We start from the raw sequence: 21969 nt of genomic DNA on the forward strand, positions 1-21969 counted from the left end.
GTATGGAAGATAATATACCTCAGCAATATTCTTTAAACTTCGATTTTAAGGCCTTTTTGTTAAGAGCTTTAAGTTACTGGAAGTGGTTTGTGCTGGCTCTGGTTATTGGTTTGTATGTGGTGTATCAGCAAAACATCAGAAAAGAGTTTCCCTATACCTTAGAAGCTTCTATTTCGGTACAGGATGATAAAAATCCCTTATTCACATCAAACACCAGTCTTATTTTTAATTACGGTGGTATTTCCGGTAAAATACAGGATGTGTTACTCAATTTAAAATCAAGAAAACATCATGAAAAGGTGGTGGATAGTCTGGATTTATATCTGAGCTATTTACAGCAAGGGCGTTTTCATATGACAGATATTTATAAGGCGGTACCCTTTGCTTTTGAAGGCGAAGCCGAGGCATTTCAGGTTATTGGTCAGCCCGTTAAAATAGCTTTTATTGATGATGAACAATTTGAACTGTCTTACGATTTTGGAGATGCAGCGTCGGTTTCGGTTCAGAATTTCGATTCCAAAGACATTAAGACAGTGCCAGTAGCACATTCGGTATGGGCTAAAACCTACCGCTTTAATGAGTATATCGATCAGGAGGTGTTTAAAGGGCGGCTTGTTAAAAATGAGAAGTCTCATAACTTGTCGGGTAAAGAGTTTTATATAGAGTACACCAATTATAATACAACAGTATCTCAATTTGTAAATAGATTCTCTGTAGTTAATGAAGGCGGAACGCCCTTGTTAACCCTTCGTTTAACCTACAGGAACAAAGCTAAAATAGTCGATTACCTTAATGCCTGTATAGCGATACTGGATCGCGATTTGTTGCAACGTAAAAACCAGTATGCCATTAATACCATTAATTTTATTGATAAGCAACTGGCAAGAGTCAAAGCGGAGTTAGGCAAGAAAGCAGATTCTTTAAATACCTTTAAACAGCGAAACAAAATATTTGACTTAGGAAGTGAAAGCAATGCCTTGATTACTAAGATTACCCAGTTTGAAGATGAGAAGATGGTATTGGAAGAATCGCTGCTGTATTACGATTTGCTAAAGGATTACCTGGAAACCAGTAAAGACTTTACCAACTTTCCGGCGCCGGCGGTTCAGGGGATTGATGATCGAAATGTTACAGGCGCCATTTCTCAAATTATTCAATTGTCGGGAGAGAAATCTAAACTCGAGTACTCGGTGCGTAGTGATGCCGCCGTGTTTAATGATTTAAACCGACAAATTGAGGGATTGAAACAGGTGATTTATGAGAGTATCTCTTCCAATAAGGCGAATATTCGATTCCAGATTCAAACGATCAACAGAAATATCGCCAATTTAGAGCGAGAGTTTTCGGTAATGCCAGAGAATCAACAGAAACTTCAGGGCTTTGAACGCGAGTATTTACTCAGTCAGAATACCTATAACCTTTATCTGGCGAAACGTGGCGAGGCCGATCTGGTTAAAGCCTCTAATATTTCAGATATCATTCTTATAGAACCGGCAAAAGATGTGGGGCAGGCACCACGCGTATCGAATTTAAGTATTCGCTATGTATTTGCGGTTATCGCGGCGTTTATACCCATACTACTGGTGGCTTTTGTGGTAACCTTTTTCGATAGAAAAATTCATAACCCTGCAGATCTGGAACCATTAACTAAAATGCCACTTTTAGGAGTTGTAGGCTGGAGTAGTGCCGATAGTAATCTGGTGGTATTACAAAAGTCGAATTCGGCAGTTGCTGAAGCCTTCCGTGCGATTCGTACCAGTTTACAGTTTATTTATAAACGTCAGGAGGTGCCGGGGGCCAAAACGGTGATGTTAACCTCTTCGGTAAGTGGCGAGGGTAAAACCTTTTGTTCCATTAATATTGCGTCGGTATTTGCCTTAAGTGGTAAGAAAACCGTACTGGTTGGTTTGGACCTGCGTAAACCTAAAATCTTTGATGATTTTGAAATACAAAACGCGGTGGGAGCGGTTAATTATTTAATCGGTCAGGCCACTTTAAAAGATATTGTACAACCTACCAATGTAGAGCATCTCGATGTGATAACCTCCGGGCCGGTACCTCCAAACCCATCCGAATTACTGATTGGGGAGTATATGCAGGATTTGATTACCGACTTGAAAGCGAATTACGATTATATCATTCTGGATACGCCACCCGTAGGTTTGGTATCCGATGCTTTGGAATTAACGCCTTATGTGGATGCGACCCTGTATGTGGTGCGTCAGGATTATACCAAAAAAGATATGCTTAGGGTGATTAATGATAAGTACAGGAAAGGCGAGGTTAAAAATATCAGTCGGCTGTATAATTTCTACGATCAGAAATCTAAGTATGGCTACGGTTACGGCTATGGCTACGGTTATGGCGCGTATGGTAACGGGTATCATGGAGAAGGAGCTAAGAAGAAAGGCTGGTTTGGGAAGTTGAAGAAGGCGTTTAAACGTTAGTGGTGATATATGAAACACAATGGATTCCTGCTTTCGCAGGAATGACAATGAAAGGTGTGAATTGAGATGTTGTTGGCTGTGATATGCCGAAATCGAAGCTTCAGCATAGCTAAACAAGTTCGGAATGACAGGATGAAGTTATTCTGTCATGCTGAATTCAGTTCAGCATCCTACGCTCAGGTAGGGAATAAAATATAAAATTATAATGAACAAACTACTATTAATAGCCATAGAAGCAGCCGTTGCAGCAGGAGCCGAAATCATGCAGGTGTATTCCGGGGATTTTGAGGTGCAACTTAAGGATGACCACTCCCCCTTAACCGTGGCTGATGAACGTGCCAATACGATTATCAACAGGTATCTGGAACCAACTTCTATTCCCATCATAAGTGAAGAGAATAAGGCAGTGGATTATGCCGAGCGTAAAGGCTGGACGAGCTGCTGGATGGTAGATCCGTTAGACGGCACTAAAGAGTTTGTGAAACGCAACGGGGAGTTTACCGTGAATATCGCCCTGATAGAAAAAGGAAAACCTGTTCTGGGGGTGATTTATGTGCCTGCTATAGAAATGCTGTATTATGCAGAAGTAAAGGCCCAAAAGGCTTATAAATGTGAGGTGCCTAACCATAGGTTTAGTGAGGCTGTTTTAGAAACCTCTGTCGCTATCAGTCCGGAGTGGGCTATTAAGTTGACCCTGCGTATTGTAGCCAGTAGTTCACATCAGAGTCCGGATACCGATATATTTATTAAAGAGTTGAAGCAAGAAGGCTATGCCGTAGAATTAGTATCTAAAGGGAGTTCCTTAAAGTTCTGTTTAATGGCCGAGGGTGCTGCCGATATATATCCGCGATTTGCGCCTACCATGGAATGGGATACGGCTGCAGGGCATGCCTTGTGTCTGGCGGTAGGCCTGGAGGTGTCGCAGGTAGATCAGGATAAACCTTTGGTATATAATAAATCCAATTTGTTGAATCCTTATTTTATAGTTCAGTAGATATTTATGGAGCATAATAAAAAGCAAGACTACAGCATCACCAAAAGTAATCGTGTTGACTTAAATAAGCACAAGCCTTGTTTAATCTGGTTTACGGGGCTTTCGGGATCCGGTAAATCGACCATTGCTAATCTATTAGAAAAGGAACTTCATAAGCAACAGATTCATACCTATACCCTTGATGGTGATAATTTACGCCGGGGCTTAAATAAAGACTTAGGGTTTACCAAGGAAGATCGTACCGAGAATCTGCGACGTACAGCCGAGGTGGCGCGCTTATTTATTGATGCGGGTATGGTGGTGATTGCCGCCTTTATTTCACCGTACAACAGTATTCGGGAGATGATAAAAACCATTGTTGGCGAGGCGTATTATATTGAAGTGTTTGTGAATACACCACTGGAAGTCTGTGAACATCGTGATGTTAAGGGCTTGTATAAAAAGGCGAGGGCTGGTGAAATAACCAATTTTACAGGGATTAGTGCACCTTTTGAGGTACCTCTAAATCCAACAGTGGAGATAAAAACGGTTGAGGTTGCGCCGGAAGAGGCGGTAAAACGGATATTGGAAGTGCTTAAGCATAAGATTTAGATTGTTGTTTTATTTGTTCATTTCTTTTATTCGTCTATACTTATTCTTTTGTGGAACTCATGATGTGCTTCGCTATTGCCTTGTCAAAAGAAGCGAACCAAAGAAAATGGACGTCCTATATTAGACTGGACATAAAGATGAGAGAAAATGTTAGTTAGCTTTCATCTTAGCCATTATGAGAAGAAGAAGTAATAGTGGATAAGAGAGGTCTAAGTTAGGTCTGCCACCCCGATTAGATTAGAGATCAATAAGTAATAAAACCTTGGTAATTTTGATAATTATCAAGGTTTTGTTGTTTTAGGAGTTCATATTAATTGAATTCGTTTAAATAAAAATGTTACCTATTCGTTTACCATATTTAAAAACGAGTATAAAGGTAGCCTAGCAATTTAATTTGGCTTTTGTTTCTAATGTTCAATTTTAAAGACAAAAGTGCATGAAAACCACACAAACTTTCAGTGTTCTGTTTTGGCTGAAAGAATCCAGTATCAAAATTGTAAATGCGTCCTTTTACTTTCGTGTTAATTTTTTTTGGTTTAAATAGGTAGCAAGTGTTTTCAGAATTCAATTTTCTTTTGCGTTATTATGATAAGGTTCAAGGTAATACTTTAATTTGTTGAAAGGTTAGTATCCTCGTTCTAGGCTAGTGGTCAATAAGTCTTTTGAGATAGTGAGAAGGACACTAAAAGATAAAAATCATCAGTGTCCTTAATTTACTTTTATTATTTAACTAATATTTTTCTCGTAAGAATGCTAAATTCTGTTTTAATCTTTAAAAGATACAAACCAGAACATAAATCGAACTTGATTTCATTTGAAGAAATTAAACCTTTCCTTACCATTTTACCGTTTGAATCATAAATTGTAAATTCTGAATTTTTAAAATTATCAGGTAACTTAACAAAATTTGTAGCTGGATTAGGAAATACTTGAACTATTTCTTGGGTTACATCGTTGGCTGACAATGTTGTTGTATCTAAACTATATAATTCGTTTCCGGTTGTTCCATTATCTCCTTCAAAGTAAACAACACCGTTTAAAACAACCAAATCATCAATGTCTATTATATTACTATCTAATCTGGTTGTTGTTACTCCATCAGTTCTAAATAAATATTTTGAACTGTTATCTGAAACTTTTCCTGCATAGTATAAATAAGCTCCATAACCAGCATAATCTGATGGATCATGATTATCACCATCAACATCACTACTTCCGTTTAAGTTACTAACATTGGTTAAAACACCATTACTTGGATTATAACTCCATAATTGATCTTCAGACGTTCCGTTATCACCTTCAAAAAATAATATACCATTCCAAGCAAATAAACTTGTGATTCCCGCTAATGATGTGGTTTCTGTAACCGCCATAGTTCCAGATTCTGTTCCATCTGTTTTCCACAAGGTATCTTCAGCTTCAAAATACAATTCATCTCCTAAAATTGTAAAGTTACTTATACCTGAATTAGTATCATCTTCTGTTATATCTTTAATCAGTGTAAAATTTTCTGATGTAGGATCGTATGCATAAAGTTCTCTTCCTATTGAAGCTTCATCTTCTGAATAGTCCATATAACAATAAATCTTGTTTTTAAAAGAAGCTATTGTAGCTCCTATAACAGCTTCTACCCCAGTTCCTGAATTAGTTACAGGAATAGCATTAGAACCATCAAATTGATAAAGTTTATACGAATCTGAAGTCAAAACAAAATAGACTTTACCGTTTAATTCGGTTTGATTAAAAATAAATGGAAATGCTGTTTGAGTAGTACCTGTATCGGTCCCATCGGTGGTAAAAAGCACATTTCCTGATCCTGTATTTGCTGAAAAATACAATGTGTTATTAAATTCGAAAAAATTACTTGGACTGGAATTATCAGAACCCGTTCTTAAATCTTTTACAAATGTTGTACCACTTTCGGTGCCATCGGTTACCCAAAGCTCTCTTCCTAAATCATCTCCTCCAGGAGAATTAGAACCGCTTGAGTCATCTGCGCTAAAATAAATTTTGTTATTAAATACCGTTAAATTGGTTGGCGAAGAACTTAAAGAGAGATTGTCGTTAATTTCTTTAACCTTCATAATTTGTGCATTTATAACAACGCTTGTAAGTAAAGCAAAACATGCCGTGTGTAATTTTTGTTTCATAGTTGAGAGTTTGTTTGAGAGTTTATTAATTAATTATTGTGGTAGTTCTGGAATTAGTATTCTTCCTCGTGAGGAGCTTAAGGTTTCCATAAATGCCAGTAGGGCATCTATTTCTGTTTTGTTTAAATCCAATTTTTTAAGAATTGGTGAGGTTTCTGGAATTAAAGTATCTCTAGCTGTTCCTAAATACTTCTTTTGTATTGGCGCCGGATTCCCCAAATTGTACAATTCAACAACATCTAATAAACTTGGAAAATGCCCATGATGCATCCATGGTCCTGTTCTTGAAACTTCACGAAGAGTTGGTGTTCTAAATTTCCCAATGTCATCAACGTTTTTAGTAACATTGTAGCGCCCAAAATCTTCAAATTTAGTCCCAAAAAGGGTCTGTCCATCGTTATGGAATTTGTTATCACTGAAGTAAGGTGTGTTATGGCAATTAATACAGCGAGCTTTTGTTCTAAATATATGAAGCCCTAAAACCTCTTGATTATTTAGTTTTGTAGAGTCTCCCTCAACAAATTTGTCAAATCGGGTTTTATAACTTGTTATGGTTCTTTCAAAAGTGGCAATAGCATATTGGATGCGTTTAAGTGAAACTGAATCATTACCAAAAGCTGACTCAAACAGAGGTTTATACCCTTCTATTCCTGCAATTTTATCTACAGCAATATTTAGTTGCTCATTCATTTCAACCGGATCCTTAATAGGAAATCTGGCCTGATCTTCTAGGCTGTTTGCTCGACCATCCCAAAAAAGACTGTGTGCAAAACCAGAGTTTAAAATGGTCATTGAGTTTCGTGCTCCTGTTTGGCGATTATGGCCAAAAGAACGTGTGGAATTATCTGTCCATGCCAACTCTGGGTTATGACATGAAGCACAGGCTATCTGTCCGCTAACTGATAATCTTGGATCGAAAAACAATATTTTACCTAGCTTTTCTTTTTCTTTTGAATAAGGGTTATTGTCAGGGAATGTTACCTTTCCTAAAGCTCCAATATCTTGGAATTCTTTTTTGTTTACGGTACTATCTAGATTAGGTCTTGGCCATTTAGATGAATCTCCACTTGAATACACTGTTTTCAAGTAAGTGATGGAAGTGTAATCTTCCTCTTTTGGGGTATATTTACATGAAGTTAATGCAAATAAAAGGACAATAAAAAATATTAAGTTTGTTCTCATACAGTTGGTTAGTTATAAAGTGTATTCTTTTAGACAGTTAGTTGTTAAATCTTCAGGATCAGGGTAAGTTCTACTATTGTATAATCTATACTCTGCTGTTACTGTACCACCTAAAACTTCATCGTTAGTAAGGTGTAACTGAAACTTAATTTCGAATAATCCTGAAGCTATTTCTTCATAAGTGCCTTCACCTGAGATAGCAAAAATGTGGCTATTGCCATTGTTGCTTCCAAGTGTGATATACTGTGGAATAACAAGTACGGTTCCTTTGGTATTGTTCGTTCCATTTTCCGGAAAAAACTCTAACGCCGGACTAATATTAAATCCTGGTGAATTTGCTGCTGAGGTCGATTCGTTTGAGAACCATCTTTTTAAGTTAAATGAATTGGTTGTAGAAGTAGCAATAGTGCTATTAAAACCTATTTTAAACGCATCGTGGTAAATATCATCTGAAGTATCTGATGTGCCTTTGTCATCATAAAGTATAGCGTTGGCATCCCCAGCATCTACAATTACAGGATAAGTAAACGCATTATAGCCTGACCACTGACAAATACCGTCATCATTAAAATCGTTCCACGTTTCTCCATAGGTTCTGTAGTATTGATCGGAAAGATTATAGAAGTTAGCCGCCGGATTAGCATTGACATCTCTTTCAGATTGAATAGGTTTAACAATCTGTAAAACTGAATTTCCTGTTGGTACATAACCATTATATTCTTGTAAACTTATAACGGTTTGATAATAAACATCATCGTTATTAATAGCTTCATTTAAGGTTATTGAAAACGTCATACTATCAGCATCCTGATCAATTCTAGATATGCTGTAGTCGAAACCATTTAAGAAACTAAAAATTTCAGACTCATTTATATCATCATAAAAATACCCTAAAGGAAAATTAACTTTTACTTCAATGTCTTCAGAAGGGTCTCCCTTAATTTCAATTCTGTTAGTATCGAATGCATATTGAAAAGAAGGTTTGTTGAAATTCACAATTAATTCATCATTTGATTCCAGGCTATTAGGCATACCTATCAGGATATCCGGATTACTAACCGCTGTTAAACCAAGTCTCAATTGTGGTATTTGCGAAAAATCCCAACGCTCATTGATAGTTACATAAATAGTATCTACCAACTTGCCAGGAGAAAACGTAAGTGTTTGCTCCGGCTGTATGCTTAAATCTATATCACCTTCAATAGTAGTACTAAACGTTGCCGTAGTATTTTCGGTTATCTCTGCAGAAGACAGAGCCACAGGAATTTTTAAGGTTTTTATATTATCTTTATTATATTCTGATACCGCAGAAAGTGACCCGTTAACTCTGGGATATTCTAAAATATTATTATTAGAATCTACCAGTAAGAAAAAACGAATAAATGATATCTCCTCACCATTAAATAATTTGTCTGATTCGTCGCTACTACACGCGAATAACAATGAAATACTTAGTAAACTGTATAATATTTTAGTAGCCTTCATTTTGTATAATATTTTCATTAAAATCTGTACTTGAAGATGGAATAGGTAAAATGTAGTTGTTAGACGGATAGGTTAATCCGCATACCGTGCTAATGCAGCCTAAATTGCGGGTAACATCCTTTTTAAAACGAATCAAGTCGAATAATAAATGGCCTTCGAAAGCCAGTTCTTTTCTGCGCTCGGTAAAAATATCTTCCAAAATATTTGAAGTATCTGTCAAAGCTGCAAGATTAGCACGTTCTCTAATGGTATTTAAATCAGTTAATGCACTGTTTAACTGTTCTAATCTGGCATTGGCCTCGGCTCTAATTAAATATATTTCAGAAAGTCTTATAAATGGAGTTCCTGGATTTCCTTGGAATTTTTTAGTAAAATAGTACGGCTCATTAGTTAGAATGTTGTTTGTATTGGTTGGTATACTCACCTCTAAAAACATGTCTTTTCTAATATCACCGTTGTCATATAGGTTTGCTAAATCTCCAGAAGCTACATATCTTCCATAATTATTACTCGAATTATATATGAAATGTTCAGAAATACTTGAAGACACTTGTCCTTCAGTTGTTCTTGGTGCAGAAAATTCAAGGATGACCTCGCTAACCGATATTTCTTCAGCTTCCCACTCTGTAATGTAATTTTCTTTACTTGTTAGAGAGATTCCGGAAGTTTTTATTACTGCATCAGACATGGAAAATGCGGTTTCCCAGTCGTTCATTTGAAGTGCGATACGAGCATATAAAGCCTTGGTCGTATTTGTATTAAAATAAGAATATACCGGACCGGCTAACGACTGATTTTCTGTATACAATTCAAGTGCTTCATTTAAATCTGATTTTAAATGATCATAAGTTTCAGACATAGTTAATCGCGACGGGAAGTCTTCTCCAATAGTCAAAGGTGCTGTGTTGTATACAATTCCTAAATGAGAAGCGTCACTTGTAAAATTATAATTCTGAGCATAATGAATACTTAATTGATAATGAGCAAAAGCACGAATTGTAAGTAATTCTGCCTCCAATTGCTGTTGTTCCTCGCTCGTTAAAAATGTAAATTCCGGCAGATAGAACAAAAGGATATTTCCCTGATTAATTATATCGTAAAACGCTGCATAATAATCGGCATAGTTAGATTCGTCTTCTAAATCTGAAAAGTTATAACTGTTCTCTATTACCGTTGGTATTTCTACCAAATTTGTAACAGTACTTGGTGTAAAAGTAATATTACCACCTTGCACATCAGCATAAATAGCATGGCGTGAGGACAGTATATCTTCAATATCTCTATAAATACCATTTAAGGCGGCTAATATCCCATTTTTATTAGATAGTTGCTCTTCAATTGATATTTGTTCTCCTGGTTCCTGTTCCAAAAAATCACTACAAGCATATAGAGTGATGCTTATAAACAGGATATATATAATATTCTTTTTCATGATTAAAATGTTGTGTTAAGACCTATTGTAAATGTTCTCATTTCTGGGTAGGTGTTTCTAAATTCAGCTACACCATTCTTTCCTTTCGGACTCTTATCTTTAAACCAATAATGTAGGTTAGAACCATTAACAAAAAAGCTTAAAGTTTTTAGGGGTAAATGGTAATTGCTTACCGGGAAATTATAGGTCAGGTTTACCGATTTTAGTTTAATGTGAGATGTGTCGAACAGATACTTAGTTGAATTAGAAATAATTCGGTTATTGCTTGATATTATAGGATAAATAGCCTGATCACCTTGATATTGCCAGGCATCTTCATAAACATTAGCATTTATATTTCTGTTGACTAAAATTCTATAGTTATCGTAAATATTTCTATCTACCAACATATCCGCTCCATAGGTATAGGCTAAAATGACTCTTAATGTGAAATTGTTTAGGTTAAAACTGTTATTTAAACCACCGTAAAAATCGGGTTGAGAATCTCCAATAACGCTCCAGTTGGTATTATCAAACTGGCTAGCAACAGTTGATGAATCATAAATATTATCGTCAATATTGTAAAGTTCGCGACCAGTAGCTGGATCAATCCCTGTAAAGTTATAGCCCCAAATTGCCGAGGTTGGATAACCAATGGTTTGTGCTCTGGCTACTTCGGCGGTTGAAAAAGCCGAACCTAAACCTACCAAATCGGTTACTTTATTCTTAATTTTTGTGAAATTGAAATTAGTATTCCAAGAGAAATTTTCATTCTTAAACCAATCGGCATTGAAGCTAAATTCAATTCCTTGATTGTACATGCTGGCCCCATTAATCTGAGCGTTAGAAAACCCTGATTCTATAATAATACCTCTTGAGGTAATTTGTTCTTCTATATTATCTCTAAAGACATCGGTTGTAATTCTAAACTTCTTTAGAAAATTAAAATCTAATCCTATATTGAATTTTTTATTCACCTCCCATCCTAAGTTTGGATTTGGTGCAGACGATAAATTAGCGTAATCTAAACCGTTGTAACCGTTGTTTTGTCTTGTATATAACCCTAAAGCTCTGTACGACCCAATGCGTGAATTTCCTGTTCTACCGTAACTTGTTCTTATTCGAAGAAAATCTACAAACTTACTTTTCTTAAGAAACGATTCATTGCTAATATTCCAGCTAGCTCCAAGACCTCCGTTTAAAGCGGTGTCGTTATCTGTGCCAAATGCAGAGCTTTGATCTACTCTAAAATTGGCTAAGAAGAAATATTTTTTAGAGAAGTTATAATTTAACTGAGCAAAACCAGAGCGTCCAGTATATTCGGTATAATCACTCTCATAATCCTGTTGTGTAGCAGAGATTATGGGTTGTGGTGAGTCGAAAATGGCAAATCCACGACCTATTTTGTACGAAAAATCAACTTTTTCACTTCTGGTTTCTATACCTAAAAGGGCATCAAAAGCATGTTTTTCTGCAAATTGTGTATTATATGCTAAGGATGCATTCCAATTCCATTTTCTGGTATCACGCGTTCTAATCATTCGTCTGCCTTTAGAACCATCGTTGTAATTCCCTGAACCATTTAGACCCGAAAAGAATTTATCTTCATCTTTATTTGAAGCGTCTATACCAAACAATGTGGAGAACTTTAAATTATGTAATACATCGTAATCAAGTTTTAAACTTCCCAAAACCGCAAATGTTTTAGAATCAGAAATATTTTGCTTAGAGACAGCTACAGGATTTCCATAGGTCTCAAAATACGTATAACCTCCATTGGCATCATAGGGTGATAATGTTGGGGGTAAGGCGTATGCATAAAGCGTATTCGGATTTTCTTTTGTGGTTAGTGATGGTGATAACCGCAAGCTAAAACCAAATTTATCTTTTCTGTAATCTGCCGAAAGAGACGTGTTTAATTTTTCGTAACTATTCTCTTTTTGTGCTTCGTCGGTATGTTGATAACCTATGTTAGCCCTGTAGTTCCAGTTTCCTTTACCTCCTGACAGCCCGAAATTTAATCGACTGAAAATCCCGGTTGTATTTAATAAATCGAACCAATCGGTATTAACACCATTCCATGGTTGTACACTAGCCAGATTTCCATTATTGGTGTAATAGGTATTTAAAACTTGTTGATATTCTTGTCCGCTTAAATATTTAAGACCATTAAAAGCTTTATTAACACCTGTTTGCGCTGAAGCCGTATACCTTAACTTTCCTTTTTTACCTGATTTTGTTGTGATAATAATAACACCGTTCGCAGCGTCGGCACCATATAAACCAACAGCAGCAGCATCCTTTAATATGTTGAAACTTTCAATATCTTCAATGCCTACACGAGCTAATGGGTTTAGTATGTTTTCTGAAAGAATACCGTCTCCCAAATCGAAAAAACTATTTCCGTCAATTCCTGTTTCTTCAGACAGGATGATTCCATCAACAATTATTAAGGGTTGCGTAGAGGTACCTACCGCATTATTATTAAGAGGGGTTAGAGAGCCTTGTCCACGAATATCAATTTTAGCGGCTTCACCTAATTGGGGGTTAACCTCTACCAATACTCCGGCTACTTGTCCTTCTAATAGTTCATCGAATGTTACTGCAGGCTGTTCCTTAGAAATGGTATTGGGATCGACAGTAGAAATACTTCCTACCACCTCTTCCTTTAGCTTTTTGGTACCATATGAAGACGTAATAACGACCACCTTAAGTTCGCTTATATCTTCCTCCAGATAGAATATAAATTCTGAAGCATTGCCAACAATTTGAGATTTAGATTTCATCCCCAAATAAGAGGCTTCCAATTCTATATCATTAATATTTTCCCCTTTTATGGTGTAAATAAACTGCCCATCAATATCGGTCATAGCACCTATATTTTTTCCTTTAATAACAACCATTGCGCCACTAAGAGGAAACCGATCAGCTGCGCTTAATACCTTTCCCTTTATTAATCTGCTATTTGATGTTTCTTTATCTTTTTTATCGGTTAATAGTATCTGACTATTGATTAAAGCAAAAGTGATATTGGAATCTTTTAAAAGCGTTTTTAAAGCATTATCTAAATCTGAATTTCTTACGTTTAGTGTATATACTTGCGTTACGTCTACTTTATTAGCGTTATAAATAATGCGATAGCCCGTTTGTTGTTCAATAGATTTTATAATAGTACTTAAAGGCGTATTCGTAGCCTCTATACTCACGGTTTTATTTTGAGCAAAACTAATGGTGCTAAACAGCCAAAAGCATAAAAAGCAGAGAGTTTTTTTAAGTTTGCCGATTTGTTTGTGGTTAATCATTATTGAGAGGTTAGTGTTTTAGTCGTTAATTATGATGATGTTATTTTTTATTGAGTATTCAAAAGGGGTATCTATTTGTAATAATTTAAATAAGGTTTCAATGTTAGATTCTTCTATTCTTATGGCTCCGGAAAACTCTTGATTATCAAGTGTTTTGTTTTTGTTTATTATTGCCACGTTATAAGCTCTTTCTAATTTTTTGCATAATGCACTAAAGGGCATATCTTTAAAAATAATCTCCCCGTTTACCCAGGCAATATGATCGTAGGTATTTACACTTTTAACCTCAAAAGCGTTTCGTTTATCTATCCATTTGGCCTGTTGATTAGGCTCCAAAATGGAATATTTAGAGGCATCATTTGCAGCAGAAATTTTAACGGAGCCTTCTAATAGTTCACTGTGTGAACTGGCGTCGTTTGGATAAGAACTAACATTGAACTTTGTTCCTAACACCTGAATATTAATCTTATCAGAATGAACTATAAAAGGACTTTGCTCGTTTTTAGTTACTTCAAAGAAAGCCTCGCCCGTTAAAAAGACATCTCTGTTTGCCGATGCTATAAAGTTTTCGGGAAACCTAAACGTGGTTCCGGCATTTAAGTGAACAATGGTGCTGTCTGAAAGAATTACCTTAAATCGTTTTCCGAAAGGAATCTTAATGGTATTGTACTTTAATTCTTCACTTTTTATGTTAGAATTATAAATGATTTCATTATCAGTTTGTTTTCCAATAACAATACCATCTTTATTTATCAAGACATTCTCTTGGTTGTCATGAATATGTTTAACAACACCATTACTTAATTCTAAGATAACCTCATTGGTGTTTTTATTAATTGGTTTGTTAAAAATGGCACGACCAATACCCAAAGCAATGACCAGAATAGCAGCGTACTTCAAGTAAGTAAAGGCTTTAGTCTTTTGCTTTATGGTTTTATCTTTTAATATTTTAAGTGTTTCAGAAGTCTGAGTTTTAGATGTTGCAGTAATAGCCCAAGCTGTTTTTAAGGCTATAAACTGCTTTTTATTTTCTTTAGAAGCATCTATCCAGTCGAATAGCTGCTCGATTTCTTCTTCCGAAGCTTTATGGTCTAAATATTTATAAATGAGCTTTGTCATTACTTGGCGTTTTCTCTGTTAATAAGCTTATTAATACACTTAATATGATGATGTTTTTAATAATATATTGTCCTAATAAAGTGAATGAAAAAGGACTTTTGTTAAATGATAGTTCGGGAAAAATAAAAAATGTTGAAAAAGTGAATGTTAGATGAACGAGAGCTAAAATAGTTGCCGCTTTTCGCTGATAATTAAGAATAAACATTAACCCGATAGTTGTTTCCCAAATAGCTAAAAGTAAATACGAAATATTTGAGGATAAAATGCCTTTTACCAAAACATCAATTGTACGTTTTGCAATATCTTCAGCAGGACTGTAATCTGGAAAAAATTTCAGTATTCCGAATGCGAAAAAAATAAAACCGATGGACAACGTAATTAAACGCTGACCAGTGAATTCTCGGGATAATAATACCTGAGGTCTTTTCATGATATAGAGGTTAGTTGTTGTTGGTTAAGCAGATAATTATTCCTGCTATATAAGTTTGTACCCCTATACTCTAAAATACCCTACGATATTTTTTATATTTTTTTCGAGGAAAGAATAATAGATATTAATATCGTTGGGAAATATGGAGCCAATTGCTCTTTTAAAGCCTTTAAGGCCTTGGTTATATGAGACTCTACCGTTTTTAAACTAATCTCCAATTCATCTGCTATTTCCTGATTTTTTTTATTATCGAATCGTTTTTTTAAGAAAATAGTTTTTGTTTTTCCAGGCAGGTTTTCTATAGATTTATTGATAATTTGTTCTAATTCATAAAAATCCATAGAATCGAAATTTAAAGCATCTATTACTTCTTGATTTAATAGTGCTTCCCGTTTGTTTAATGCCTCACTTTTATATTTCTCTCTTACTTTTTTGCTCCTAATTAAATTCAAACATTTGGATTTTGTATACGTATAAAGAAACGACTTAATACCCGATGGCTGCTCTATCTTATTTCTGTTGGTCCATAGATTTAAAAAAGCTTCCTGAGCAATGTTTTTAGCTTCTTCTTCATCATAAATAAATTGTACACCAAAGCCAACAATATTATTGTAGTATTTATTAAAAAAATATTCGAAAGCAAGTTCCTTGCCTTTTTTAAAGGCCCTAAATTGTATATGCTCGTTGGGCTGTGTGTTCATTTGGATTAAAGTAGTTTTTACAGGAAATAAAATTCAATATCCGGTTTAAAGAAAAAAACAACTCAAGTGTGGCTAAAATTACATTTTTTATGTTAAACCTGTGTTCTTAGGTTGAAATAATTAAATTTTGCAGATTTTAACCTAGGTTAATTTAAAATTTTTAATATTTGATAATATAGTATCTGAGTCTGATAATAATTGAAGCCTCTCAAAGTAAATAGAACGTAATTTTCAGATGTAATCATGATATAAATCTTAGATAACATTAAGTGTCATAGTTGAGTAATTATTTGTTTAAATTGAAATGCTGCATCTTGAAATGAAATGGTTTTGTTTGTGTCAGGTTAAAGCATAGGTTGTTTAGATGTTGTATTTTAAAAGTATTACATTTGAGAGAAAATAGGTTAAGCATAGAAGTTATGGCAAATTTTGGTTCAAGTAAGGCGTTTCTTTTAGGTGATGATATGGAGTGGGAAGACTTAGGAGGTGGCATTAAACGTAAAATTATGGGGTATGATGATAATATCATGTTAGTAAACGTCAGTTTTGAGGTAGGTGGAGTTGGCGAGATGCATAAACATCCACATGTTCAGGTGACTTATGTAGCGAGTGGTGAATTTGAATTTACAGTTGGTGATGAGGTGAAAATTGTAAAGGAAGGTGACGGACTATATATTCCTCCAAACGTTATGCATGGCACAGTTTGTAAAAAATCGGGTATTTTAATAGACGTGTTTAATCCGATTCGAGAGGATTTTATGAAATAGATATTTGGTATTTAGCTATAAAAACAAAAAAGGGTTCTAATTAGAACCCTTTTTTGTTTTACTAATTTTTTTAGTTGGTTGCGTTTACAAAGTATTTTTTTCGTAACCAGAAGGATACACGAACCAATAAGATTAAGGCCGGAACTTCAACTAACGGTCCGATGACACCTGCAAAGGCTTGTCCGGAATTTAACCCGAATACGGCAATAGCTACGGCAATAGCCAATTCAAAATTATTACCAGCTGCTGTAAAAGCAACCGATGCCGTTTTGTCATAAGTGCCGCCCATAGCTTTGGTGAAGAAAAATCCAATAATAAACATCAAAGCAAAGTAGATTAGTAATGGAATGGCAATAATTAAAACATCCATTGGAATTTCAACAATGAGTTCACCCTTTAAAGAGAACATCACGATAATAGTAAATAGTAAAGCGATTAAGGTAAGCGGCGATATAGTTGGAATAAAGGTTTGGGTGTACCAGTCTTCGCCTTTTAATCTCACTAAAACTTGTCGGCTTAAAATACCTAATGCAAACGGAATACCTAAGTAGATAGCAACGCTTTCGGCAATTGTCCCAATAGAAATATCTACAATGGCGCCTTCAAATCCAAAGTAAGGTGGTAAAATGGTAATGAAAATCCACGCGTAAAAGCTATAAGCAAACACTTGAAAGATACTGTTTAACGCAACTAAACCAGCACCATATTCGCTACTGCCTTCGGCTAAATCGTTCCAAACTAAAACCATAGCGATGCATCGTGCTAATCCTATTAAAATTAAACCGACCATGTATTCAGGATAATCTTTTAAAAAGGTAATAGCCAGAATAAACATTAACACCGGACCGATAATCCAGTTAAGAATAAGCGATACCGAAAGGATTTTGGTGTTTTTAAACACAGCTGGGAGTAAGCTGTAATTTACTTTTGCTAGTGGCGGGTACATCATTAAAATTAAACCAATGGCAATAGGAATATTGGTTGTACCACTACTCATGGCGTTTATGAATTCAGGAAATTTAGGAAAAAAATATCCTAAGCCAACACCAAAGGCCATGGCAACAAAAATCCACAGCGTAAGGTTTCTATCTAAAAAACTTAATTTTTTTGTGCCCATGATTACGCTTTAATTTGTGAAAAAACATAGAATAATTCCGTTGCAATTTGAAGGCTGCGCTCCTTGTATTTTTCAGCTTGCTGTGGGGTGTTATCAAACGCCTTTGGGTCTTCAAAAGTAATCGGAATACGTTTTTCTGCTCCTAAAATCACAGGACACCCTAGATCGGCAGAAGAGCAGGTCATAATTGCAGCAAATTCTGATTGTGGATTGAACGTATCGTCGTATGTTTTAGAAAATCCAATCACCGGATGTTCATCTTCAGCATACTTAATACTATAAATTGGGTTATTTCCTTCGGCTATAGTATGAATATGAAACCCCGTATTTTTTAAGGTTTCGGCAGCCATTGGGAAAAGCGCTGTCGCTTCGGTACCTCCTGAGTAACAAAATACTTGTTTGATGTTGAAGTGGTGCGCGATAGTTTGTGCCCAAACTTGAGATAAATGACTGCGTCTGGAATTATGCGTGCAAATAAAATTTAAACGAATTGCTTTCCGAGCATCAACCTTCTCCTGAATAAAGTCGATTAAAGGCTGTAATGTTCCTTTACGTTCATCACTTACAGTATCAGTGGGTAAGTTTACTAACGTTTGTTCAATGTTTTGGTATAATGACATGAGTATAAATTTATCGCTTGAAGGATTAAATTAACAACAGCCGCTTCCAGGAACGCAGGTGTTGGCTGGTTGCAAATCTGATAATTTTACTTTTCGTTTTTCGGCAGGAATGCCGCAGTTATCTTTTGCTAAACAATCAGTTTGCTTGTTGGTTAGTAGGAAGGATTTGCCATCAAAATCTAATCCGAATTTACCAATGGTTTCCCCTTGATATTCTACTTCAATTTCAGCATCTTCTATGTTTAAAGTGTTTTCTGAAAGCTCTATAATGTGTAATAATTTTTCAGGATGCAAGCGGTGGTCGTAATCGTTGGCATTCCATAATTGAAAATTCACAATGTTTTCATGTCTTACGGTACCGCCACAATCGATAAAGGTTTTATTGATTTTACCTATTTCAGTGACGTGAAAATGACTTGGTACTAAATCGCCGTTAGGCAGTTGAAACGCGATAGTTTCTAAATGTTGTAGTGCTGATTTAACTTCTGATAGTTTCATAACGTTATTGTTTTAGAGAGTGGTAATTAAAGATTAACAGCAGGAGGCTTTTGGTAAATCCTGATTTAAAAATTCAGACATCACGGCTTTCATTTTTGTCCAAACTTCAGGGTTGATACAGTAGCATACACTAGTGCCTTCTACCGAGCCTTTAATTAATCCTAAATGTTTTAATTCTTTTAAATGTTGTGAGATGGTGGGTTGCGCCAATCCAATTTCGTCTACCAAATCGCCGCAAACACAAGTATTGATTTTAAAAAGGTGTTGCAGAATAGCTACACGTGCCGGATGCCCGAAAGCTTTGGCAAATAAGGCGATTTCATTTTGCGAATCGGTAAATATTTCAGTTTTGGCTAAACCCATATTAATTGTTTTATTGCAATATTACGATTAATAAGAATAACAGCGAAATAATCGCTATTATTTATTTTCTATTTAAAAGGAATTAAGGTTGAATAATCTCTAAGATTTGCCCGTTTTTTTCAGGGTATAAAGCCTGTTTATTATCCATGTCTTCTTGTAAAAGTTTCATCATCACTTTTAACTGTTTCAGATTGGATTGAGCTAAATTATTAGCTTCAAACGGATCGTTTATTAAGTTATATAACTCGTATTTAGGAGTACCTTCAATTTGAAAATGATAGACAACTTTCCAGTCTTCTTTTACAAAACTGGTAAAGTACGGACTACGATGGTCGTGAGGAAAGTGATTTAAGAACGTGTTCTCTCGTTTTTTATTAGTTTTTCCTTTGAACTGTTTTTGTAAATCGAAACCGTCTGTAAGATGCGATTCTGGAACTTTAACATTTGCTAAATTACATATGGTTGGAAATAGGTCTAAAATAGTACCTATCTGACTTTCCATTTGATTTTGAGAAATTTTTAATTCTTTCTGAACTTTTATTTGATGGTTTGGGGTAACCCAAGACGCAATAAAAGGTACCCGCATACCACCTTCCCAATGCATGGCTTTTTTACCTCGTAAAGGTTCTGAACTACTGTATTCATTAGCTATAGGAAGTGGTGCATCAGAACCGTTGTCTCCTAAAAACAGAATAAGTGTATTCTCTCCTAATCCTAAATCTTTTACGTGTGCGATGATGTCACCTAAAGATTTGTCCATGCCTTCAATTAAAGTCGCATAAGCTTGTGCTTTTTCATCTTTACCCGAATTTTTGTAGTGTTCGGCAAAACGGGGATCGGATTGAAAGGGTTGATGAACCGCATAATGTGACATGTACAGAAAGAAAGGTTTCCCCTCTTCTGTGGCTTCAGAAATTTTATCGTTGGCTTCGCGAGTAAGGGCTTCAGTTAAAAAGATATCGTCTCCCCAATATTTTTCTAAGCCGGGTACAGCACGTGACTTTTGTCCTTTAATATTTCCGTAGCCATCACGACCGTAGTAGCTACCCGGATGTCCGGCTCCAGAACCACCAACATTAACATCAAAACCTATATTAAGCGGATTGACACCTTCAGAACCATTAGGTCCAAAATGGGCTTTACCAACATGTATCGTTTTGTAGCCCGTGCTCTGAAGAAGTCGGGGTAGGGTGATAGAAGATTTGTTTAAACCTTCCCAATTCCATGAAGAAGGTCCAAAATTATTTTTGTTATTATTTTCTAAATCAATCCAGTTGGTCGTTTTGTGACGAGCAGAATTTTGCCCTGTTAGTATGGATGCGCGAGTTGGTGAACATACCGAATGCGCATAAAAGTTTGTAAATCTAATCCCTTGCCCAGCCAACTGTTCCATATTAGGGGTGATGTAATAATTGTTTAGCGGATATTTTTTAGGGTTTCCATTAGTGTCAACTAAAAAAGGAACAGAAGTATCCATTAACCCCATGTCGTCAACAAGAAACACAATAATGTTTGGTTGGTTTTCCTGAGCTGAAGTGTTAACAGAAAAGGAGAATGTTGATAAAAGTGTTAGGATTGAATATACTTTTTTTAAATACATTTTCATTATTTGATGTTAGCGATTTAATAATAAATATATTTTGTGTACGAGCACAAAAAAATGCGCTGTGAATATAAGATTATTATTGAGAATAAAGTCAGAATATAATGGTAAACAGCGTTAAAAATTTATTGATGAGTTTGTTTTGGGAATTATACTCCTAAATTAGTTAATACAAACGATTTAGCATTGGGGTGCAGTCTGATCCATAAGCCAGGGTTGGCGTTTAATTGCTGCAAGGCTTCTTTAGGATTAGGATTGAATGTTGTGTTAAGCACATTGGCATAAGTTTCTACTTTGGCAGGCGCTGAGTCTGCATCGACAACAGACTGTACAATTTTTTTAGCCTGTAATATGGCTGCTGGACCTAGGGTCAAGATGTATTCAGCAGCACGGCATTCCTGTTCGTCACTTCCGCTTACCACACTTCCTCCAGCTTTAAATTTACTAATATGATGTTCTAAAATACTGCTTGAAATCGGAATGATTCCTGCAACATGATGGTATTGCGCTCCTGAAAAAGGTTTAATATAAGCCAGATGCGAGGCCTGCTGTGCTTCCGGACCATGACCAATGAAAAAGATGTCTAAACCACCTAAGTTTTCAAGTTTGGTTAAATAGTCTATAAGTGCAGACTCCAGGTCCTGAGTATCGGTTTGCATCGGGGTAAAGCTTTTTATCTTTTTGAAAAAAGCATCACCCAAAATACGTTCAAAATCTCTAACAAAACTAAAGCCGTTAGCCATACCCATAGGCGCTAAGGCATCCTGAGTAAATACATTCAACCGAGCTAACAAAGCGTCCTGTTCATTAGATTTAGCTAATTCACCCAGTAAACGGTGTAATTGCTGAGCTCCACGACCACCAAGAAGGGCAATATTAATATCACCTTCTTTAGCTTCAGCGGTTTTATAAAGCTCATTTAACATGGCCTGACCAACTTCGGCTTCGGTATTAAGAACAGTTGGTGTTATGCCGTAATCTGTAATATTAAAATCGTTTGTGTTTGGTTTAGATAACCAAACATTATTGTTGTCCTCTTGTCTTGTAAATGTCGAGATCGTCTTGCTCATAATCCTGTTCAATTTATGTTAAGTGTAATGGATTTACACTTATTAGTTCTTTAATCGTGTTTATTGTACAAAAATACAGGAATTAAAAGGAACACCTAAAGGTAGTCACACGAATCTTT

At 35.6% G+C, this 21969-nt stretch carries 18 protein-coding genes; 4 read left to right on the forward strand and 14 right to left on the reverse strand.

Translation table 11 applies throughout. The features are described 5' to 3' along the window. The first annotated feature begins 2 nt into the window (after positions 1–2). The 3 genes from ICJ84_RS04010 to cysC all read left to right on the forward strand — a co-directional run bounded on the left by ICJ84_RS04010 (position 3) and on the right by cysC (position 4032). The gene (locus tag ICJ84_RS04010) at positions 3–2447 is read left to right on the forward strand and encodes an exopolysaccharide transport family protein (RefSeq protein ID WP_188215056.1); all 2445 of its coding nucleotides are present in this window, start codon (positions 3–5) and stop codon (positions 2445–2447) included. A gap of 205 nt (positions 2448–2652) precedes the next feature. Beyond that, positions 2653–3441 carry a 3'(2'),5'-bisphosphate nucleotidase CysQ gene (gene cysQ / locus ICJ84_RS04015; RefSeq protein ID WP_188215057.1) on the forward strand — a complete coding sequence of 263 codons (789 nt, stop codon included), beginning with the start codon at positions 2653–2655 and terminating at the stop codon, positions 3439–3441. A 6-nt stretch (positions 3442–3447) separates the two neighbouring features. After that, complete coding sequence (cysC, locus tag ICJ84_RS04020; RefSeq protein WP_188215058.1) at positions 3448–4032, forward strand: adenylyl-sulfate kinase; 585 nt, start codon at positions 3448–3450, stop codon at positions 4030–4032. Between the two features lie 722 nt (positions 4033–4754). Here the strand turns inward: cysC and ICJ84_RS04025 are convergent. From ICJ84_RS04025 to ICJ84_RS04060, 8 genes are all read right to left on the reverse strand, one after another. Next, positions 4755–6182: a T9SS type A sorting domain-containing protein gene (locus ICJ84_RS04025; RefSeq protein WP_188215059.1), complete on the reverse strand. Its 1428-nt coding sequence runs from the start codon at positions 6180–6182 to the stop codon at positions 4755–4757. A 33-nt stretch (positions 6183–6215) separates the two neighbouring features. Beyond that, the gene (locus ICJ84_RS04030) at positions 6216–7364 is read right to left on the reverse strand and encodes a cytochrome-c peroxidase (RefSeq protein ID WP_188215060.1); all 1149 of its coding nucleotides are present in this window, start codon (positions 7362–7364) and stop codon (positions 6216–6218) included. A 12-nt stretch (positions 7365–7376) separates the two neighbouring features. Then, on the reverse strand, positions 7377–8867 hold the full coding sequence (locus ICJ84_RS04035; RefSeq protein WP_206688671.1) for a hypothetical protein: 1491 nt from the start codon (positions 8865–8867) through the stop codon (positions 7377–7379). Beyond that, positions 8836–10281: a RagB/SusD family nutrient uptake outer membrane protein gene (locus tag ICJ84_RS04040; protein WP_188215062.1), complete on the reverse strand. Its 1446-nt coding sequence runs from the start codon at positions 10279–10281 to the stop codon at positions 8836–8838. Before ICJ84_RS04040 ends, ICJ84_RS04035 begins: the two co-directional genes overlap by 32 nt. Positions 10282–10283: 2 nt before the next feature. Further along, complete coding sequence (locus tag ICJ84_RS04045) at positions 10284–13466, reverse strand: SusC/RagA family TonB-linked outer membrane protein (protein WP_317173643.1); 3183 nt, start codon at positions 13464–13466, stop codon at positions 10284–10286. 114 nt (positions 13467–13580) lie between these two features. After that, on the reverse strand, positions 13581–14681 hold the full coding sequence (locus ICJ84_RS04050) for a FecR family protein (protein ID WP_188215064.1): 1101 nt from the start codon (positions 14679–14681) through the stop codon (positions 13581–13583). After that, positions 14662–15111: a doxx family protein gene (locus tag ICJ84_RS04055; RefSeq protein ID WP_188215065.1), complete on the reverse strand. Its 450-nt coding sequence runs from the start codon at positions 15109–15111 to the stop codon at positions 14662–14664. The genes ICJ84_RS04050 and ICJ84_RS04055 overlap by 20 nt, the downstream gene beginning before the upstream one ends. A gap of 92 nt (positions 15112–15203) precedes the next feature. Continuing rightward, the gene (locus tag ICJ84_RS04060; RefSeq protein ID WP_188215066.1) at positions 15204–15812 is read right to left on the reverse strand and encodes an RNA polymerase sigma-70 factor; all 609 of its coding nucleotides are present in this window, start codon (positions 15810–15812) and stop codon (positions 15204–15206) included. A 419-nt stretch (positions 15813–16231) separates the two neighbouring features. Between ICJ84_RS04060 and ICJ84_RS04065 the strand changes: the two genes are divergently transcribed. Beyond that, positions 16232–16579 (forward strand): cupin domain-containing protein, encoded by a 348-nt coding sequence (locus tag ICJ84_RS04065; protein WP_188215067.1) that lies wholly within the window; start codon positions 16232–16234, stop codon positions 16577–16579. A gap of 70 nt (positions 16580–16649) precedes the next feature. On the opposite strand, the gene arsB is transcribed toward ICJ84_RS04065, so the two are convergent. From arsB to ICJ84_RS04095, 6 genes are all read right to left on the reverse strand, one after another. Further along, positions 16650–17696, reverse strand: a complete 1047-nt coding sequence (gene arsB, locus ICJ84_RS04070; protein ID WP_188215068.1) for an ACR3 family arsenite efflux transporter — start codon at positions 17694–17696, stop codon at positions 16650–16652. A 2-nt stretch (positions 17697–17698) separates the two neighbouring features. Continuing rightward, the gene (locus tag ICJ84_RS04075; RefSeq protein WP_188215069.1) at positions 17699–18316 is read right to left on the reverse strand and encodes an arsenate-mycothiol transferase ArsC; all 618 of its coding nucleotides are present in this window, start codon (positions 18314–18316) and stop codon (positions 17699–17701) included. Positions 18317–18346: 30 nt separating this feature from the next. Continuing rightward, a complete protein-coding gene (locus ICJ84_RS04080) occupies positions 18347–18814 on the reverse strand; it encodes a DUF6428 family protein (RefSeq protein ID WP_188215070.1) in 468 nt (155 codons plus the stop codon). Positions 18815–18847: 33 nt separating this feature from the next. After that, positions 18848–19177, reverse strand: coding sequence for an ArsR/SmtB family transcription factor (locus ICJ84_RS04085; RefSeq protein WP_188215071.1), 330 nt, complete (start codon positions 19175–19177; stop codon positions 18848–18850). Positions 19178–19259: 82 nt separating this feature from the next. Next, positions 19260–20783 carry a sulfatase gene (locus ICJ84_RS04090; RefSeq protein WP_206688672.1) on the reverse strand — a complete coding sequence of 508 codons (1524 nt, stop codon included), beginning with the start codon at positions 20781–20783 and terminating at the stop codon, positions 19260–19262. A 146-nt stretch (positions 20784–20929) separates the two neighbouring features. Continuing rightward, a complete protein-coding gene (locus ICJ84_RS04095; protein WP_188215072.1) occupies positions 20930–21850 on the reverse strand; it encodes a hypothetical protein in 921 nt (306 codons plus the stop codon). Positions 21851–21969: the final 119 nt, after the last annotated feature.

Source organism: Aestuariibaculum suncheonense (genome assembly GCF_014596935.1).
Taxonomy (GTDB): Bacteria; Bacteroidota; Bacteroidia; order Flavobacteriales; family Flavobacteriaceae; genus Aestuariibaculum; species Aestuariibaculum suncheonense.

Excerpts from the sequence above, each read along its gene's own strand:
- ICJ84_RS04010 (WP_188215056.1), top strand. The coding sequence starts at position 3 with ATGGAAGATAATATACCTCAGCAATATTCTTTAAACTTCGATTTTAAG.
- cysQ (WP_188215057.1), top strand. The coding sequence starts at position 2,653 with ATGAACAAACTACTATTAATAGCCATAGAAGCAGCCGTTGCAGCAGGA.
- cysC (WP_188215058.1), top strand. The coding sequence starts at position 3,448 with ATGGAGCATAATAAAAAGCAAGACTACAGCATCACCAAAAGTAATCGT.
- ICJ84_RS04025 (WP_188215059.1), bottom strand. The coding sequence starts at position 6,182 with ATGAAACAAAAATTACACACGGCATGTTTTGCTTTACTTACAAGCGTT.
- ICJ84_RS04030 (WP_188215060.1), bottom strand. The coding sequence starts at position 7,364 with ATGAGAACAAACTTAATATTTTTTATTGTCCTTTTATTTGCATTAACT.
- ICJ84_RS04035 (WP_206688671.1), bottom strand. The coding sequence starts at position 8,867 with ATGAAAATATTATACAAAATGAAGGCTACTAAAATATTATACAGTTTA.
- ICJ84_RS04040 (WP_188215062.1), bottom strand. The coding sequence starts at position 10,281 with ATGAAAAAGAATATTATATATATCCTGTTTATAAGCATCACTCTATAT.
- ICJ84_RS04050 (WP_188215064.1), bottom strand. The coding sequence starts at position 14,681 with ATGACAAAGCTCATTTATAAATATTTAGACCATAAAGCTTCGGAAGAA.
- ICJ84_RS04055 (WP_188215065.1), bottom strand. The coding sequence starts at position 15,111 with ATGAAAAGACCTCAGGTATTATTATCCCGAGAATTCACTGGTCAGCGT.
- ICJ84_RS04060 (WP_188215066.1), bottom strand. The coding sequence starts at position 15,812 with ATGAACACACAGCCCAACGAGCATATACAATTTAGGGCCTTTAAAAAA.
- ICJ84_RS04065 (WP_188215067.1), top strand. The coding sequence starts at position 16,232 with ATGGCAAATTTTGGTTCAAGTAAGGCGTTTCTTTTAGGTGATGATATG.
- arsB (WP_188215068.1), bottom strand. The coding sequence starts at position 17,696 with ATGGGCACAAAAAAATTAAGTTTTTTAGATAGAAACCTTACGCTGTGG.
- ICJ84_RS04075 (WP_188215069.1), bottom strand. The coding sequence starts at position 18,316 with ATGTCATTATACCAAAACATTGAACAAACGTTAGTAAACTTACCCACT.
- ICJ84_RS04080 (WP_188215070.1), bottom strand. The coding sequence starts at position 18,814 with ATGAAACTATCAGAAGTTAAATCAGCACTACAACATTTAGAAACTATC.
- ICJ84_RS04085 (WP_188215071.1), bottom strand. The coding sequence starts at position 19,177 with ATGGGTTTAGCCAAAACTGAAATATTTACCGATTCGCAAAATGAAATC.
- ICJ84_RS04090 (WP_206688672.1), bottom strand. The coding sequence starts at position 20,783 with ATGAAAATGTATTTAAAAAAAGTATATTCAATCCTAACACTTTTATCA.
- ICJ84_RS04095 (WP_188215072.1), bottom strand. The coding sequence starts at position 21,850 with ATGAGCAAGACGATCTCGACATTTACAAGACAAGAGGACAACAATAAT.